Annotated in this window: 11 protein-coding genes; 8 read left to right on the top strand and 3 right to left on the bottom strand. The window is 60.3% G+C overall.

What is annotated here, in order from left to right; translation table 11 throughout:
- Positions 1–26: 26 nt before the first annotated feature.
- Entirely contained in the window at positions 27–980 is a 954-nt protein-coding gene (locus GTQ55_RS16645) for an energy transducer TonB (RefSeq protein ID WP_237567735.1), read from the bottom strand.
- A gap of 94 nt (positions 981–1,074) precedes the next feature.
- On the bottom strand, positions 1,075–2,031 hold the full coding sequence (gshB, locus tag GTQ55_RS16640; RefSeq protein WP_161859738.1) for a glutathione synthase: 957 nt from the start codon (positions 2,029–2,031) through the stop codon (positions 1,075–1,077).
- A 378-nt stretch (positions 2,032–2,409) separates the two neighbouring features.
- Here gshB and pilG point away from each other — a divergent pair, with 378 nt between their 5' ends.
- The 6 genes from pilG to GTQ55_RS16610 all read left to right on the top strand — a co-directional run bounded on the left by pilG (position 2,410) and on the right by GTQ55_RS16610 (position 13,591).
- Entirely contained in the window at positions 2,410–2,805 is a 396-nt protein-coding gene (gene pilG, locus GTQ55_RS16635; protein WP_010132439.1) for a twitching motility response regulator PilG, read from the top strand.
- 231 nt (positions 2,806–3,036) lie between these two features.
- Positions 3,037–3,399 carry a twitching motility response regulator PilH gene (pilH, locus tag GTQ55_RS16630; RefSeq protein WP_161859737.1) on the top strand — a complete coding sequence of 121 codons (363 nt, stop codon included), beginning with the start codon at positions 3,037–3,039 and terminating at the stop codon, positions 3,397–3,399.
- 18 nt (positions 3,400–3,417) lie between these two features.
- Entirely contained in the window at positions 3,418–3,960 is a 543-nt protein-coding gene (locus tag GTQ55_RS16625; RefSeq protein WP_161859736.1) for a chemotaxis protein CheW, read from the top strand.
- Positions 3,961–4,233: 273 nt separating this feature from the next.
- Positions 4,234–6,411, top strand: a complete 2,178-nt coding sequence (locus GTQ55_RS16620) for a methyl-accepting chemotaxis protein (RefSeq protein ID WP_161859735.1) — start codon at positions 4,234–4,236, stop codon at positions 6,409–6,411.
- Positions 6,412–6,546: 135 nt separating this feature from the next.
- Positions 6,547–13,029 carry an Hpt domain-containing protein gene (locus GTQ55_RS16615; RefSeq protein ID WP_161860229.1) on the top strand — a complete coding sequence of 2,161 codons (6,483 nt, stop codon included), beginning with the start codon at positions 6,547–6,549 and terminating at the stop codon, positions 13,027–13,029.
- 70 nt (positions 13,030–13,099) lie between these two features.
- Positions 13,100–13,591 (top strand): chemotaxis protein CheW, encoded by a 492-nt coding sequence (locus GTQ55_RS16610; RefSeq protein WP_161859734.1) that lies wholly within the window; start codon positions 13,100–13,102, stop codon positions 13,589–13,591.
- An 82-nt stretch (positions 13,592–13,673) separates the two neighbouring features.
- On the opposite strand, the gene GTQ55_RS16605 is transcribed toward GTQ55_RS16610, so the two are convergent.
- Complete coding sequence (locus GTQ55_RS16605; RefSeq protein WP_161859733.1) at positions 13,674–16,367, bottom strand: penicillin-binding protein 1A; 2,694 nt, start codon at positions 16,365–16,367, stop codon at positions 13,674–13,676.
- A gap of 154 nt (positions 16,368–16,521) precedes the next feature.
- On the opposite strand from GTQ55_RS16605, the gene GTQ55_RS16600 reads away from it, so the two are divergent.
- On the top strand, positions 16,522–17,598 hold the full coding sequence (locus GTQ55_RS16600) for a pilus assembly protein PilM (protein ID WP_161859732.1): 1,077 nt from the start codon (positions 16,522–16,524) through the stop codon (positions 17,596–17,598).
- A gap of 3 nt (positions 17,599–17,601) precedes the next feature.
- Positions 17,602–18,192 (top strand): PilN domain-containing protein, encoded by a 591-nt coding sequence (locus tag GTQ55_RS16595; protein ID WP_161859731.1) that lies wholly within the window; start codon positions 17,602–17,604, stop codon positions 18,190–18,192.

The following is an 18,192-nucleotide window of genomic DNA, read 5'->3' as shown; positions in this document are numbered from 1 at the left end:
GAGATTAAGTTTAGCGCGCTACGGGCTTAGCCGCGGCTGGGTGTCTTTCCGGCCGCGGTGGAGAAACCGGTCATTTCAAAGCGCCAGGTGCGGATGATTTCCAGGCGATCAGCCTCTTTGCGGATTTCCGTGGGGAAGGGCGCAAAGGGCGCGGCCAGGCGTACGATCTGCTGGGCGGCGTCGTCGAGAATGCGTTCGCCGGAGGATTCCAGGATGACCACCTCTTCCACGGCGCCGGTGGGCAGCAGTCGCACCATCATACGCAGGTCACCGGTGATCTGGCGCGCCAGCGCTTCTTCGGGGAAGTTGTCATTGCCGACGGCTTCCACTTTCTGCCGCCAGTCGTGCAGGTAGGCCGCGTCGGAAGAGGCCCTGGTCGCGACCGAAGTGAGGCGGCGCACACGCGGGCGCTGCGCGATGGTCTGGCGAATCTTGTCGAGCCGCGCCTGCAGGCTGGCGATTTCGGGGTTGGTCGGTGGCAGGTCGGAGGGGGCATCACCGCGCTTTTCTTCCGAGCGCTTGTCTTCCGCGGGCAGCTCCGGGGCCTGTTGCGGGCTGTCGCCGATGGTGGTGATCAGCTGGCGCAGCTGATCTGCAGGGCGCGCGGCCTGTTGCTGGGGTAGCGGGCTGACCTGGCGAATGCTGGTGTCGGCGATTTCTGCCTGGCGATCGGTGGAAAGCTCTTTCGGGGTTTCCGCAGTGCCGCTGGCTTGCTGGTTGTGCTGGGCCAGGTAGTCCGCGTCTTCCGGGGCGTCGAGTGACCTGTGCTGTGCCAGTGTCACCTCCAGGGTGGGAGGGGCTTCTTTGGCTTCAGGAGCGGTAAACGCCACACCGAAAATCAGCAGCGCATGCAGGGCGCAAGCCAGGAACAGGGCAAAGGTGAAGCGATCCCCCTGAGTGGCGGGCGATGCTGGTGTCGGCGCTGGGGTCGAGGCTTGTTTGGTGCCTCCCGCGCGGGATTGGCTGGCTGCTGCGGTCATTGTGGTTATTGCTTTTACTACTGCCGTGAAACCGCCGGGGCCCCGCGCTGTGAAAAGGTTTACTCGCATCGGGCTCCGGCAGGAGTGCAACAGTTTACCCTTTTTGTGCCATTCGGTCTGTGATCGCGCGCATCAATAGGCCGCCGATGTCGGTGCCGTAGGCGGTATCGATTTCACGCACGCAAGTGGGGCTGGTGACGTTGACCTCGGTGAGGTAGTCGCCGATCACGTCCAGTCCCACAAACAGCAGTCCCTTTTCCTTCAGCGTCGGGCCGACCTGTCGGGCAATCCAGAGGTCCCGCTCGGACAGCGGTCGTGCTTCGCCGCGACCGCCGGCGGCCAGGTTGCCGCGGGTTTCGCCGGCCTGTGGGATGCGCGCCAGGCAATAGGGTACCGGCTCGCCATCAACCACCAGGATGCGTTTGTCGCCGTCTTTGATTTCCGGCAGGTAGCGCTGCCCCATGATCTGGCGCTTGCCATTGTCCGTCAGGGTTTCCAGGATTGCGCCGATATTACTGCCGTCCGGTTTGACGTGAAAGATGCCGGTGCCGCCCATGCCGTCGAGCGGTTTGAAAATAACGTCTTGGTGCTGGGCGTGGAACGCGCGCAGTTGCGCCATATCGCGGCTGACAATCAGTGGCGGGCAGCAGTCGGCGAAGTGGGTGGCGAAGATCTTTTCATTGCAGTCGCGCAGGGACTGGGGCTTGTTGGCCACCAGGGTGCCGGCGCGCTCGGCGGCCTCGAGAATATAGGTCGAGTAGATATATTCGTTGTCGAACGGAGGGTCCACCCGCATCAGCAGTACATCGAGGTCGCCCAGGTGCATGGGTTTGCGCTCACCCAGGGAGAACCAGTTCTTTGGGTCCTCAAACACCTCAAGCCGCGAGCCGTTACCCATAGGCACGCTGCCATCCAGGTACAGGTCGGACTGCAGGAAGTAATGCAGTTCGAATCCTGCGCGCTGGGCGGCCAGCAACAGTGCCAGGGTGGTGTCTTTCTTGTAGCTGATGTTGGCGATTGGGTCCATGACCACGCCGAGCGTGTGGCTCATACCGGTTATCCGTATTTCTCAAGGTGGGGCGGGTTGACGGTGGTGCGCGGGCGAGGCGGTGGCCCGTGGTGCGGTCGTCATTCCGGGTAAGGTAAGAGTAGCGGGCTCCATGTGCAAGCCGCTGTGTGGGGTGGGCGGTGCGCCAGAAGTGCGGCTTTGCTCACAATTTGATCAGACCTCGGTTGCGGGGTCGGCCGTCGCTAGATTCACTTTGGTATCTGTGATAAAAGTTTCCCCCTGATCTGCGCCTGCTGGCCGGTGGCCAATGGCTGCGACGATCGGACCCCGTAATGAGGTTGCACATAAGGGCGCTGCCGCGGTTACAACGAAACAATCACCGGCGCCCGAAAATAAGTAAAGGGGATTCAGGAATACACTATGGAGCTCAACTGGGAAAGTCTCACCGTTATGGTGATCGACGACAGTAAAACCATTCGTCGCACCGCGGAAACGCTGCTGCAGAAAGCGGGTTGTGCGGTTGTCACCGCCACCGATGGCTTTGATGCATTGGCCAAGATCGCTGATTCGCGTCCGGATATTATTTTTGTAGACATCATGATGCCGCGCCTGGATGGTTACCAGACCTGCGCGTTGATCAAGAACAACAGCGAATTCCGCAGTACACCCGTGGTGATGCTGTCCAGTAAGGATGGCCTGTTCGACAAGGCCAAGGGTCGCGTTGTCGGGTGCGATCAGTATCTCACCAAGCCGTTTAGCAAGAGCGAGCTGCTGGGTGCGATCTCTGCCCATGCCAAGCCGCACCACGCCGCCTGAGAGATAGTTCTCACTTAGGGCGTGAAACCTTTTGCATAAATGGCGTAGACTATGGCGACTTGCTGCCGCCTGTTCGGTGTGTGCCCGTAGTGGCACACGAATTCCGCGAAAGTCAGCAGCACATAACAAAGCGTGTGGCCGTGCCGAGCAATTCTCTGTGCGGCCGGTACCAACAACAATCCGCCTGGCTGTGACAGAAGGTCAGGGCGGCACACTATCTCGGGGGAAAAGATGGCCAGAGTGCTTATCGTAGATGACTCGCCAACCGAAACTCACAAGCTGACCACCATTCTGGAAAAGAATGGTCACGCCGTGCTGACTGCCACCAATGGCGAGAACGGCGTGGACGTGGCTCGCGAACAGCGTCCCGATGTCATTCTGATGGATATTGTGATGCCGGGCCTGAACGGCTTCCAGGCAACTCGCCAGCTCAGTAAGGGCGATCAGACCAGCGGTATTCCCATCGTTATCGTGACCACCAAAGACCAGGACACTGACCGGGTGTGGGGCATGCGCCAGGGTGCGCGCGCATACCTCACCAAGCCGGTCGACGAGGGCAAGCTGTTGGGCACTATTGAGGAGGTGTTGGCCTGAGGCCGGCATTGAGTCTCTGTGCATTCAACTCTAACCCCTTATCTTGCTCTGGTTGATATCGCCAATCGTGCCAAGGCGCAGGCGCAGGGGCTGCCTGCCCGCCAGGAAGTTAAACCCTACTGGACGGGCATCGGATTTTCGTTGCTGGGACACCGCTTTGTTGCCTCCATGGAAGACGTGGTGGAATTGCTGGAGCTCCCTCAGTACACCTTCATTCCCGGGGCTCAGCCCTGGGTGCGTGGCGTGGCCAACGTGCGTGGCCGCCTGCTGCCTCTCTTCGATATGGCTGCCTTTTTTGGCGGCCACCTAAGCAGTGCTCGCCAGCGCCGCCGTGTGCTGGTCGTGGAGTACGACAAAGTCTATGCAGGCCTGATCGTCGATGAGCTTCACGGGATGCAGCACCTGGCTCTGGAGTACGGCAAGATGCCGCCTTCCGATCTGGTAGAGGCGTTTGCGCCAATGGTCAGTGGCCAGTTCCAGTTGCAGCAGGAGCGATGGCTGGTATTCGACCTGCAGGCATTGTTAAGTGATTTTCAGTTTGCAGATGCCGCGGCTCACTGAGCGGCGGCTTTGTGCTCTCTGAAGCCCGTTAATTCGGGCGCGCTGCCAATTTATTCAGGTGGCGAATGAGGTGTGGCGCCGGCTGTGCGTCAAACCTTAGCCAGATGCGGATTTTCCTGAGTAAGCAGGAGCAAACCGTTGTCGGTGGCAGTTGATTTTTTGGGGGTGCCCGCGTTTCGCTGGGCAGTACGGGATATGAGGCCGCTGGGTCTCAATTAAGTGGTAATAACAAGAATTGGCCTGAGGCACACACAGGTCCGCCAGGAGTAAATTATGAAAACAGGCTCCCAGAGTTCATTCTCCGCGTTACGTAGTAACCCTGCCGCGCTGTTTATGGGTTTGCTGGTAATCGCCACACTGGTGGGGCTGATCGCCAGCATCTGGTTGGTGCAGAATCATGCCGAACGTGACCAGGAATATCTGGAAGATGTGGCGGAATTGCGCGCACTGTCCTACCAGCTGGTGTCCTACGCCCCGGCGGCGACCGCCGGCGACGAGCAGGCGTTTGCCGACCTTGAGCGCACCGTCAACCAGATGGCCGCAACCTGGAACGAGCTGCAGGGCATGGATCCGGGCAGCCGTCGCGCGCTGGAGCAGGAGCTGGCGAGCTACGGCCAGGTATGGCGCCAACTGCGTGAGCAGGCCGATACCATTATTGGTAACAAGGACTCGATCATCTTCCTGAACGACGTGGCGAGTACCCTGAACGACTCGCTGCCGGAACTGCAGGCAGAGCACAACAATATCGTGGAAATCCTGCTGGCCAATAACGCTCCGGCGAACCAGGTAGAGCAGGCCCAGCTGCAGGTATGGCGCGCTGAGCGTATCGGTCGAAACATCGACAAGATGCTGCAGGGTGGTGACGACGCGGAATCTGCTGCCGACCAGTTCAACACCGACGCGAGCCTGTTCGGTAAAGTGGTTGAGGGTATGAAAGGCGGTGACGTGGTGATGGGTATCTCCCGCGTGACTGACACCGAAGCCCGGGAATCCCTTGAAGAGATTACTGAGCTGTTCGAGTTCGTAAGCTCGTCCGTCCGTGAAATCTTCGAAGCCACTCCGGCCCTGTTTGCCACCCGCCAGGCGGCGGACGGTATTGCGACCTCATCTCCGCAGCTGCTGGAAGCGCTTTCTACCCTGAACGACCGCATCGTGAACCTGTCCGACGAGCGTCAGCCAAACCAGCAAACCATCTTCATTATTGCCGGTGTGTTCGTACTGTTGATCTTCGGCATGATGATCACCGCGTTCTCCGGTACTCGCCGCAGCCTGAAGGAAGAGTCCGAAACCAACGAGCGCAACCAGCAGGCGATTATGCAGCTGCTGGACGAACTGGCCGACCTCGCAGACGGTGACCTGACCACCTCCGCAACGGTAACCGAGGCCTTCACCGGTGCGATTGCGGACTCCATCAACTACACGATCGACCAGCTGCGGGTGCTGGTATCTCGAATCACCGGCGCGGCCCAGGAAGTATCCTCGCTGTCGCAGGAAACCCAGCAGACCGCCTTGCACCTGGCCGAAGCCTCTGAGCACCAGGCCCAGGAAATTGCCGGCGCCTCCGCGGCGGTTAACGAGATGGCGGTAACGATTGACCAGGTATCTGCCAACGCCGCCGAATCGGCGCAGGTAGCGGAACGCTCGGTACAGATCGCGAGTAACGGTGCCAAGGTGGTACAGAACACCATCAAGGGCATGGATACCATCCGCGAGCAGATTCAGGATACCTCCAAGCGAATCAAGCGACTGGGTGAGTCTTCCCAGGAGATTGGTGACATCGTAAGCCTGATTAACGACATTGCCGACCAGACCAACATTCTGGCACTTAACGCTGCGATTCAGGCCTCTATGGCGGGTGATGCGGGCCGCGGCTTCGCGGTGGTTGCGGACGAAGTTCAGCGACTTGCGGAGCGTTCCGCTGCCGCAACCAAACAGATTGAAGGTCTGGTAAAAGCGATTCAGTCGGACACCAACGAAGCGGTTGTATCGATGGAATCCACCACCACCGAGGTGGTGCGCGGTGCACGCCTGGCACAGGATGCGGGTGTTGCCCTGGAAGAGATCGAAACGGTATCGACCAACCTCGCTTCCTTGATTCAGAACATCTCCAACGCGGCGCGCCAGCAGGCCTCGTCCGCGGGTCACATCTCCAACACGATGAACGTGATTCAGGAAATTACCTCGCAGACTTCTGCCGGTACACAAGCTACCGCACAGTCGATTGGTAACCTGGCCCAGACCGCCTCCGCCCTGCGCGACTCCGTTGCCGGCTTCAAGCTGCCGAACGAAGACGATGTGGAAGGTGAGAGCGATCTGTACGATGGTGATCTGGCCGAGCTCTCCGAAGAGTTCCCGATGCTGGAAGAGGAGACCGTTGAAGGTGTCGCCGCCGAGGAAGATGGACTCTCTGCGCTGTCTGAAGACGAGCGCAATGAGCGGGTAATGGCCTGAGCCGCCGCATATACCGATAACGATAAAGCGGACGCTGGCGGGGCATATGGCCCCGCGGTGTAAAGCAGCAGACGGGTGGCTCCATGCATTGGCGGCCGCCTGTCAGCGAGCAACCTGAATTACCGAGGACTTGGCGTGAGTCGCGACAATCCCAATTTTGTAGCCCTGGATTGGCTGATAGGCGAAATCAACGAAACGTTGGCCCAGGCGCGCCAGCAACTCGAGACCTTTGCCTCGGATTCCTCCACCGCGGGTTCGACCACAGACACATCCGCGCTACTGAAAAACTGCCTTGAATTGATCCACCAGGTGCACGGCAGTTTGCACATGGCGGAGCTGACCGGCGCAGCCATGCTCGCCGAAGAGATGGAGCAGCTGGTGCAGGCGTTGGCCAGCGGTGAAGTCGAAAACAGCGATGAAACCCGCGAATTCCTGATGCGTGCGCTGCTGGAATTACCGCTATATCTGGAAAAAATTGCCTTCCAGCGTCGCGATAACCCGGTATTACTGCTTCCCCTGCTGAACGACCTGCGCGCCGTGCGCCGCGAGCGCCTGATTACCGAGGGCGCATTGTTCGCTCCCGACCTGAGCGCCTTGGGCCAAGCCAGTGGTAACCGCCAGGCACTACTTGGTAATTCGGCCAAGTTACAGGAGCTGGTGGTCAAGCTGCGCAAGATGTACCACGTTGCCGCCGCTTCGCTGATCCGCGATGTGAACAGCGGGGAAAGTCTCGCCTACCTGGATAAAGTCAGCGAAAAAATGTCGCTGTTGTACAGCGGCAGCCAGCGCCAGCACCTGTGGGAAATCCTGCGCGGGCTGCTCGAAGGTATTGCCGATCACCGCGTCAACGTATTACCGGCTCTGCGTCAGTTGTTACGCCGAATCGATGTGGAGTTCCGCCTGTTGCAGGGGCAGGGCGCGCGGGTGCTGGATTTGGGCCCCGATCGTGACCTGTGCCGCAACCTGCTGTTTTATGTCTATCTATGCGGCCCCAATGGACCGCGCACACAGGCGTTGTATACAAAGTTCTCCCTTGACCGGGCCGTACCCGGGACTCCGCGCCCGGATACCGAAGACGCCCTGGCGATGGGGCCGGAAGCCATGGGCACCGCGGTGGCCGCGCTGCGCGAAGAGCTCGCCAGTGTGCGCGAGGCGCTGGACCCAAGCATCACAAACAGCGAGCGCCCGCCACTGGCTGACACTGCGGTCGTGGCCAAACGTATAGCCGATACCCTGGGCGTACTCGGGCTGGAAAACCAGCGCACCCGTGCCCGCAGTATTTATGAATACCTGCGCGATGCGTCGCGCGTCCAGGCTCCGGATGACCTGTTGATGCAGGCGGCTTCGGAGCTGGTGCAACTGGATTCCGGCCTTGCCGCAGCGGCCGAGCGTGACAAGAAGATTGACAGTGAATCACCGCTGATGGGTGAGGCTACTGCGCAAGTATTGCGCGAGGCACGCATCGGCCTTGAGACCGTCAAAGAGGCGGTGGTGGAGTACATCGCCAGCCACTGGGATGCAGGTCATCTTTCACTGGTTCCCAAGCGGCTGCAGGAAGTCTGCGGTGGCCTGGACATGGTGGGCTATCAGCGCGCCGCTGAAATTGTTGGCGCGTGCAAAAGTTACATTGAAGAGCGTTTGATCAATGCCGGCGACCAGCCCGACTGGAAGCTTCTGGACACCCTCGCTGATGCGGTGACCAGCGTTGAATATTATCTCGAGCGACGCGCAGACGGCATCGAGGATGCCGATATGCTGCTGGCCCTGGCTGAGGACAGCGTCGCCACCCTCGGCTACGCCGTAGCGGACGGGGATGGCGTCGTTGCCGAGCCCGGGTCACAACCGTTCGAGGATGCGCCGGCCAAACAACAGGATGCTCCCGAAGCCGCTGCCGCGGACGAACAGGAGCAGAGCGCTCTCGACAGCTTTGAATACACCCTCGACCTGACCGACGTCGGCGCTGACGGTGCCACTGAAGCTACCGAGACCAGTGAAGACCCGCTGGCAGGCTTGTCACAGGCGGTTATCGAAGAGCCGGCTGAGGATGCGGCGGAGGCCGATGAACCGTCTCTGATCGAGCAGAGCTGGTTTGCCGGTGACACGGATACGGATAGCGTTTCTGCACCGGAGCCCGTCGCCGAAGCTTCAGCAGAGCCGGCGCCGCAGGCCCCGGCCATGGAAGACGACGACGATACCAGCATCATCGACGATGAAATCGTGGAAATTTTCCTCGAGGAAGCTGGTGAAGTCCTCGAAACCATCGATCACTACTTTCCACAATGGGCTTCGAACTTCGATAACCGTGAAGCGCTGGTGGAGTTCCGTCGCGGTTTCCACACCCTGAAAGGCTCTGGCCGCATGGTGGAAGCTCTGGAAGTTGGCGAGCTGGCCTGGGCGGTCGAAAATATGCTCAACCGGGTGCTTGACGAAACCGTCACCCCGGTTCGCGGTCATGTACTGTTGATTGAGCAGGTACTGGCAAAACTGCCCTCCATGGTCGAAGGATTCCGCACGCGCACCGGTGACCCGGACCCCGCGCGCACCGCCGAGCTGGAAGGTTGGGCGAAGCAGCTGTCTCATGGCGAGGTGCCGGAAGCACTGTTGCAGTCAGCCAATACAGATGCGGCAACATCGGCTGAACAAACACCGCAGCAGATCGAAGATCAGGCGTGCGCTGACGTAGACGATAACGCACAACTCTGGGAAATCTTTGCCCAGGAGGCGGAAACCCACCTGGCGACCGTCGATGAGTTCCTCGGTGAAATGGAGCGCGCGGCACCGCTGTACGGGGTGCCGTCTGATCCGCTGCACCGCGCGCTGCATACACTGAAAGGTTCCGCGCACATGGCGGAAGTCACCCAGGTGGCGGAGCTGATGGGACCGCTAGAGCGGTTTGCCAAGGAGCTGCGCACCTACCAGGTCGCCATCGACAGCGATATTTTTGAGTTGATCAGCGATGCGCGCAGCTATGTGCAGGCGGTACTGAATCAGATTTACAGCGGCGAACCGTTGCATGTTGAGCGCAGTGAACAATTCCTGGCACGCGTCGCCGAGCTGCAAGAGCGTGCCGTAGGACACTTGATCCGTGAGCGCGAAGCGAACGAGCCGAAATCGGTCGACCCGCAGCTGCTTGCCGTCATTATGGCTGACGGTATGAAGGTGTTGCTCGACGCGGACGAGATGCTGAACCAGTGGCGTCAGCATCCGGGCGAAAAGTCGATTCTGTTGCCGGTCGCCGGAGAGCTGGATGTGCTCCAGCAGGCTGCAGGCCAGGCGCAGCTGCCCACGTTGCAGGAGTTGTCGCAACTGTTACTGGCGGTTTACCGCCAGGTCATTGATGGTCATCTGGAAGAGGAGCCGGCACTCTGGGCTGCGCTGGAGCAGGGACACAACGAGTTGCTTGATCTGGTCGATGCGGTTGCCGCATCCACCGACCTGCCGCCGGTGAGCGAAGCCGTGGGCGAAGCCCTGCGCTACCTGGCCCAGGGCGATGACGGCGGTGACGACGAAGATATCGATCTTTCAGAATACGGTATCGACAGCAGTGAATTCAATTTTGCCAATGACAATTTTGCCGAGGAAGAGCTCTCTGGTGAGGACGCGACCCCAGCGGCTGTAACCGTAGAGACCGACAGCGAAGCTGATGAAACAGCATTCAGCTTTGACGACCTGGTCGCGGCCGAGACTGCCGCAGGCATATCTGAGGGAGCCGCGGTCGAACCGGCCGAAAGCGCCGAGCCGGAGCTCACCGTCGAGTGGCTTGAAGCCGAGCTGTCCGCAGAGGACGGTTCCGCGGAATCCGCGGGCGAGAATGTGCCCGAAGTGGAAGCGCTCGATCCAGCCGGTCTCGATATCGACCTTGATTTGGAAGTCGGCGAACTCGCCGGCGCTTTCTCATCGGATGAACCACGCACCGTGGACGAAACGGCCACGGCAAGTCGCTCCGGGGAGGATAGCCCGGAAGCGGGAAGTGTCTCCGAGGCTGACCGTACTCTTGAGGTGGAAAGCAGCGCTGCAGTGCTGGCTGGTGTGACAGACGATATTTCGCCCGCAGCCGACACGGCGGAAGTTCAATCCGCTGTCGAAGTTGCGTCCGCGGGCGGTATCACCGATGCGCAGCGTGCATTGTTGACAGATATCGACCCGGATGTTGTGGAGGTTTTCCTCGAAGAAGCCAGCGACCTGGTTGATGAGCTCGAGGAGTTGATCCAGAACTGGGAGCAGTCACCAGACGACGGCGAGTCACCGGAGGCGCTCAAGCGTATGCTGCACACCTTCAAAGGTGGTGCTCGCATGGCGGCTCTGATGGGCCTCGGTGAAGTTGCGCACCGGTTTGAAACCGTGATCGAAAATATGCAGAGCGGGAGCTCGCCCTCTGCCGAATTCTTTGCCGATGCCCACGGCATCTACGACCGCCTGGCGGCGGGGGTCGAAACCGTGCGCGCCTGGATGGGTGGCGAAGAGCTGGAAGCTTTCTGCGCACTGCTGGAAACCAGCTGGGCAGACGAGCAGGTTGCCGTCGATGCCAGCCCGGTGGATTACGGTATGGAGTCCGAGGAGGACCTGCCGCCGTCAGCCGCCGCGCACGAGCCGGCCGCCGACCAACCGGATGCTGCGGCTGAGCCGACAGAGCGGGCACCTGAAGTAGAAGTCATCGAGAGAGGCATGGCGTTGCAGCCCCAGGCGCCGGCTGCCTCAAGCAATGTTTTGCCGTTTATCCGGAAGTCGAAAAATGTCGGTGACCGCGACGGCGGCCAGCCTCGCAACCAGCCCCAGGAAATGGTGCGGGTCGCCTCGGAACTGCTTGAGGAGCTGGTAAACCTCGCCGGTGAGACGTCCATATCCCGTGGTCGACTCGAAGAGCAGGTTGGCGAATTCGGCCTGGCTCTGGACGAGATGGACTCCACGCTGTCGCGACTCAATGAGCAGCTGCGCCGCCTGGACAAGGAAACCGAAGCCCAGATCCAGTTCCGTCAGGAACAGCTGGCCGAGCAGGATGTCGATTTTGACCCGCTGGAAATGGACCGATACTCGTCCTTCCAGCAGCTGTCGCGTTCACTGCTGGAATCTACGTCGGACCTTCTGGAGCTTCGCCAGACCCTGGGCCATAAAGCCCGGGATACCGAGACCCTTTTGCTGCAGCAGTCGCGGGTAAATACCGAACTGCAGGAAGGCCTGATGCGAAGCCGCATGGTGCCATTCTCCCGCCTGGTACCGCGTCTGCGCCGGATCGTGCGTCAGGTGAGCGCGGAGCTGGGCAAGCAGGTGGACCTGGTGTTCTCCAACGTGGAGGGTGAGCTGGACCGCTCCATGCTTGAGCGCATGGTGGCGCCTCTGGAACATATGCTCCGCAATGCGGTGGACCACGGTATCGAGTCCCCGGAGAAGCGTCGCGAATCGGGCAAGGCTGAGCGTGGGCGTATCTCCGTGGCACTGGCCCGGGAAGGCAGTGAGGTTGTCCTCACCATCAGTGACGATGGCGCTGGTATCAACCTGATGCGGGTGCGCGAGAAGGCGATTGAAAGCGGTCTGATGCGTCCGGACGCGGAGCTGTCCAACAACGAAATCATGCAGTTTATTCTGCAGGCGGGTTTCAGTACTGCGGACAAGGTCACCCAGATTTCTGGCCGTGGCGTCGGCATGGACGTGGTTTCTGCCGAGATCAAGCAGATCGGTGGCACTGTCACCATTGGATCGCAGGCCGGCCAGGGCACCGAATTTGTCGTGCGCCTGCCGTTCACCGTATCCGTGAACCGCGCACTCATGGTGAAAGTGGGGGAGGACCTGTTCGCCCTGCCGCTGAACACCATCGAAGGTATCGTGCGCCTGAGCCCGTTTGAGCTGGAGCATTACTATCGCACCCCGGAGGCGCGCTTTGAATACGCCGGCGAACCTTATCAGGTGAACTATTTCGGCAGTCTGCTGCAGTCCAGTGCGCAACCGCGCCTGGTCGTGGAAGACATGCAGATGCCGGTGCTGCTGGTGCGCACGGAAAACACCGCCATGGCCCTGCAGGTGGACGCCATCATGGGCAGCCGAGAGATCGTGGTGAAAAGCCTTGGTCCCCAGTTTGCCAGTGTGCAGGGGGTGTCCGGTGCAACGGTGACCGGTGACGGAACCGTGGTAGTGATTCTCGATGCCCACGCGCTGTTGCGTAAGCACGCCGCCCTGCTGGCGCGTCCGGAAGCACCCCTGCTGCAGGAGCTGCCCGAGGCGAGCGGCCGCGAGGAGCCGGTGACTCAGAAGCTGGTCATGGTGGTGGATGACTCGGTCACCGTGCGCAAGGTAACCACGCGCTTCCTGGAACGGGAAGGCTACCGTGTAATTACCGCCAAAGACGGCCAGGACGCCATCATCCAGCTACAGGATGTGATTCCGGATGTGATGCTGCTGGATATCGAAATGCCGCGTATGGACGGCTTTGAGGTGGCGCGGAATATCCGCTCGAGCAGCCGCTTGCGGGATATACCGATCATCATGATCACCTCCCGTACCGGTAAGAAGCATCGCGACCATGCACTGTCACTCGGCGTGAACCACTACCTGGGCAAACCCTATCAGGAAGAAGTACTGCTGAGTGCCATCCACGACTTTACCGGTGTGGAGGCTGAGAGCTGATGCTGGTGGCCCGGATGACCGTGACCAACGAACGTATAGAAGCCCTGGTGGGCGCTGGAGATATCAGAGCATGAGCGGAACTGGCGTAGGCACAGTGCCAACCACCGAAGTGCCCCAGGAAGTCAGCAGTTTGCTGCTGCCACTGGCGGATGGCCAGTTATTGGTTCCGGTGGAGACCCTGTCCGAAATTATCGCGCTGCAAAGCCCTGTTTCTGCCTTTGACGCACCGGACTGGTACATGGGTGAGCTGCACTGGCGGGAGCTGCGCTTGCCTCTGGTCTCGTTTGAGGTAATGCGTGGTAACCCTATGCCGACACTGCGCAGTAACTGCCGGATTGCGGTGCTGAGCAGCGGAAACAGCGAGGGTGATCTGCCGTTTTTTGCGGTCGTGCTGCAGGGGACGCCGAGGTTGGTGCGGGTAACCCCGGAAGAACTTGCTGGCCGCGAGGGAGAATGCGCGATGGGTGAACTGATGCATGTGGCGCTTTCCGGTGAAGCCGCGGTTATTCCCGATCTTTCGGCCCTGGAAGAGGCCTGTCTGGAGTACCGCAGCCGCCGCTGATCGATTTCATTTTCTATTGCCATAAAAAAAGCCGCTCAACGAGCGGCTTTTTTTATGGCTTTCAAGTGACCCCGATACTGAATCAGAAAAGCTCCTCGGGCAGCGCCTCCTGGGCCCGCTCGTTACCGCTATCCGGTGAATCGGGGCGGTCGTTGGAGTAGATCGACGGGTAGTTACCGTAAGTCTCGCGGCCGGGTACGCGATCTGCGCGGAAGATTTCGAAGATCCCGCCGCGGGAAGTGCGCAGTCCGGTGCGCGGGTTTATGCGCGTGGTGACGATACCGTCTGGTTGCGGCAGGTGGCGTTCGGGTAACCCGTCCAGCGCCGCGGACATGAATTCGATCCATATGGGCAGGGCTGCGGAACCGCCGTACTCATTGCGCCCGATGGGTGTGTTGTCGTCAAAGCCGACCCAGGTGCTGGTGGCGAGGTAGGGACTGTAGCCGGAGAACCATGCGTCCCGCGGGCCGTTGGTGGTACCGGTCTTGCCGGCGATATCGCCGCGCTTCATGACCAGGGCCTTGCGCCCGGTACCGCGCTTGATCACGTCTTTCAGCATGGAGTCCATGATGTAAGCGGTCTCCGCGGCCATGGCACGGGGCGCGCGCGGGCGCGCCTGCTCATCCGCGTGGAGCGGTGCAACCGGCAGGGTACGCAGCTCCAGCGGCTCGTCTTCTTCCGGTTCAAGTGCGGCTTGTTGCTGTACCGCCTGCAGATCAATCGGTTCGGCCCCCGGGACCTGATCCTCGCCGGTTGCCGGGCAGTCGTGGCAGACCGTAAGTGGCAATGCCTGGTATACGGTGTCGCCGTGTACATCCAGCACCTGATCGAGTAGGTAGGGCTCCACCCGGAAACCGCCGTTGGCGAAGGCGGCATAGCCACGCACCATCTCCAGGGGAGTAAGCGCAGAGCTACCCAGCGCAATGGAAAGGTTTCTTGCGAGTTTACTGCGCTCGAAGCCGAAGCCCTCGGCGAAGGTCAGTGCCCGATCCAGCCCCAGTGCCTGCAGCAGGCGAATGGACACCATGTTGCGGGACAAATAGAGGGCCTTGCGCAGGCGGGTCGGACCCAGGAAGGTGCCGCCGTCATTTTCCGGACGCCACACATCCTCCAGGTTGGTCTGCTCGAAGATGATCGGAGCATCATTGATGATGGATGCAGCGGTATAACCATTTTCCAGCGCAGCGGAATAGATAAATGGCTTGAAGCTGGAGCCGGGCTGACGTGCGGCCTGGGTTACCCGGTTGAAGTGGCTCTGGTGGAAGTCATAGCCGCCCACCAGGGCCCGGATAGCGCCGTCTTCCGGCTCCAGCGAGACCAGTGCACCCTGGGCCTCCGGGATCTGTGTCAGGTGCCATTCCTCGCGGGCCTGGGGCAGTTCCTCCTGCGCCTGCTTCTCGAGTCCTTCGGGGGTGGCAAATGGATCGTCAGTGATATCCGTGTCCGCGAGTGCTTCCGCGGCTGATTCCACGACCTGCCCCTGTTCCTCGCGCTGCTCGCGGGCCACCTCTTCCGCCGAGATGACGACCCGGCGCAGGCGAATAACATCGCCGGGTGCGAACATCTCCTCGGCCGAGGTCAGGCGGGCGCCGCGGGCATTTTCGGAAATGTACGGGCGGATAGTGCTGAGCCCGTGTTCCCAGGGAATCTCGATCACGCGACGGTCGCGTAATTGCACGCTCAGGCTTTTTTCAGCGACGGTTGTGACCACCGCCGGTTCGAGGCCTCCGAGGACCGGGATCTCCTTGAGTAGGTCGACCAGCTGGTCATTATCAGCCAGAAGCTCCGCATCCAGGCGCTGCTCGGGCCCGCGGTAGCCATGCCGCCCATCGTAGGTTTCGAGGCCATTTTGCAGGGCCTTGCGTGCGGCGTCCTGGAGGCGGCTGTCGACCGTGGTGATGACCTGGTAGCCATCGGTATAGGCGGCATCGCCGAACAGGTCCACGGCCTCCTTGCGCGCCATTTCCGCGACGTAGGGTGCATCCAGGTCCAGGTCGCGGCCGTGATAGCGGGCGGTGACCGGAGCGGTAATGGAGTTCTTGTACTGATCCTGGTCAATATACCCGAGATCCAGCATGCGCTTCAGGATCCAGTTACGGCGCACCAGTGCTCGCGAGGGGTTGGCGATGGGGTTGTAGGTGGATGGTGCCTTCGGCAAACCGGCCATCATCGCCCACTGAGCCAGGTTCAGCTCGTTGATGTCCTCCCCGTAGTAGACGTGCGCGGCTGCCTGGAAGCCGTATGCGCGGTTGCCAAGGAAGATTTTGTTGATGTACAGGGCGAGAATTTCGTCTTTGCTGAGTTCCTGCTCGATTTGCAGCGACAGCAGGATCTCGTTGAATTTGCGGACAAAGCGCTGTTCCCGGCTGAGGAAGAAGTTGCGGGCTACCTGCATGGTCAGGGTGCTGCCCCCGGACTGGATGGAGCCGCTCGCGACCAGCTGCCGTGCCGCGCGCATCAGGCCCTTGATGGAAACCCCGCTGTGGGAGTAGAAGCTATCGTCCTCCGCGGCGAGGATCGCCTTGATGAACATCTCCGGGGTCTGCTCGATGGTGATGGGGCTGCGACGCTTCTCGCCGAACTCACCAATCAGTTTCATGTCGCGGGAATAGATGCGCAGCGGGGTCTGCAGGCGGATATCGCGCAGGCTCTCGACCGACGGCAGTCCGGGCTTCAGATAGAGATAGATGCTGGAAAACGCCATGGCGCCAGCGGCGGCCCCGGCCAGAATCAGCCACAGCAGGGAAAACAGGCGGTTGCGGGCTTTATCGGTCATGTAAATGCTTCTATGTACGTCTTGATCAATTTATCGGCACTGTTCGACAATTATACGAAGAATGTGCGCTGTTACCTATGCAAAAGGCGGTTGCGGCGGTAATTTAAAGTGCTATACCATCAAACTTCCATAACCCACGGAAAAGATAAGAAAAATGGGGATGCTCCCTTTTCTCAATAAGGGCCCGAAAGCAATGCTTGGGCTCGATATTAGCTCCACCTCGGTAAAGTTGCTCGAACTGAGTCGCAGTGGCGACAAATACCGCGTGGAAAGCTATGCAACCGAGTCTCTGCCTCCGAATGCGGTAGTGGATAAAAATATCAATGATGTAAGCGCCATCGCCGAGGCTATACGCAAGGTGGTGCGGCGTTCCAAGACGCGCCTGCGTCAGGCTGCAGTGGCTGTATCCGGTTCAGCGGTCATAACCAAGACGCTGGACATGCCCGCCGATCTCTCCGACGACGCGCTGGAAGCCCAGATCGCGCTGGAGGCGGATCAGTACATTCCGTACCCGCTCGATGAGGTGAACCTGGACTTTGAAGTGCAGGGCCCCTCGGAAAAGGGTGAGGGTCAGGTCGAGGTTTTGCTGGCTGCCTGTCGCAGCGAGAACGTTGAGCAGCGTGTTTCTGCGCTGGGCGAGGCGGACTTGCAGCCGGGGGTGGTGGATGTGGAAGCCTACGCCATCGAGCGCGCCTACACACTGATGGATAACCAGTTCCCTGCCCAGGAGCAGCTGGTGGTGGCCGTTATCGACATCGGAGCGACCATGAGCGCGCTGTCGGTAATGGTAGATGGTCGCACGGTTTACACCCGCGAGCAGTTGTTCGGTGGGCGCCAGCTGACCGATGAGATTCAGCGCCGTTATGGTCTGTCCTCGGAAGAGGCGACTCTGGCCAAGCGCCAGGGCGGCAGTGGCCTGCCGGATGACTACTACCCCGAGGTGCTGGAGCCCTTCCGCGACGCGGTCGTGCAGCAGGTAACGCGTTCCCTGCAGTTTTTCTACTCTTCCACCTCCTACAGCGATGTGGATTACATCCTTCTTGGCGGCGGCGTCGCCGCCATGGACGGCCTTGCCGAGCTGGTGGGTCAGAAGCTGAATAAGCCCACCATGGTGGCCAATCCTTTCCGGGATATGAGTGTTGCATCCCGTGTAAATCGCCAGGCGCTGGCCAGTGAGGCACCCTCGCTGATGATTGCCGCCGGCCTCGCGATGCGCGAGCGGGAGTTCTAAGACATGGCAAAGATTAACCTTTTACCCTGGCGCCAGGAGTACCGGGCGCAGAAACAGAAAGAGTTCCAGCAGGTTGCGGGGCTGGTGGTGATTGCGGCTTGTGTCTCCGTGTTTATGTGGATGAAGACGGTTGACGCCCAGATTGCCAATCAGAACGAGCGCAATCAGCTACTTAATACCGAAATTACCGCGCTCAACAAGCAGGTGCGCGAGATCAAGAATCTCAAGAAGCGTCGCCAGGAGCTGATTGACCGCATGCGGGTTATTCAGGAGCTGCAGGGCAACCGCCCGCTGTCGGTGCGTTATTTCGACGATATGGTGCGTGCGGCGCCGGAAGGGCTGTGGCTAACCAACCTGAAGCGCAGCGGCAAGACGCTGAAGATTTCCGGTGTGGCCGAATCAAACAATCGCGTTTCCTCGTTTATGCGCAGCCTGGATCAGTCTGAATGGTACGAATCCCCGAACCTCACCGGGGTGACTGCGAAGCCGGAGTTTGGCGAGCAGGCCAGTGCGTTCGAGATGACGGTCAGAGTCAGCAGTCGCAAAAAAGAAGAAGATGATCAAAGCGCTGACGGCGCCAACAGTGGAGCGTAA

This window comes from Microbulbifer hydrolyticus (assembly GCF_009931115.1).
Taxonomy (GTDB): domain Bacteria; phylum Pseudomonadota; class Gammaproteobacteria; order Pseudomonadales; family Cellvibrionaceae; genus Microbulbifer; species Microbulbifer hydrolyticus.
The sequence above is the reverse complement of the archived record's forward strand: the minus strand, read 5'-3'. Positions and strand labels throughout refer to the sequence as shown.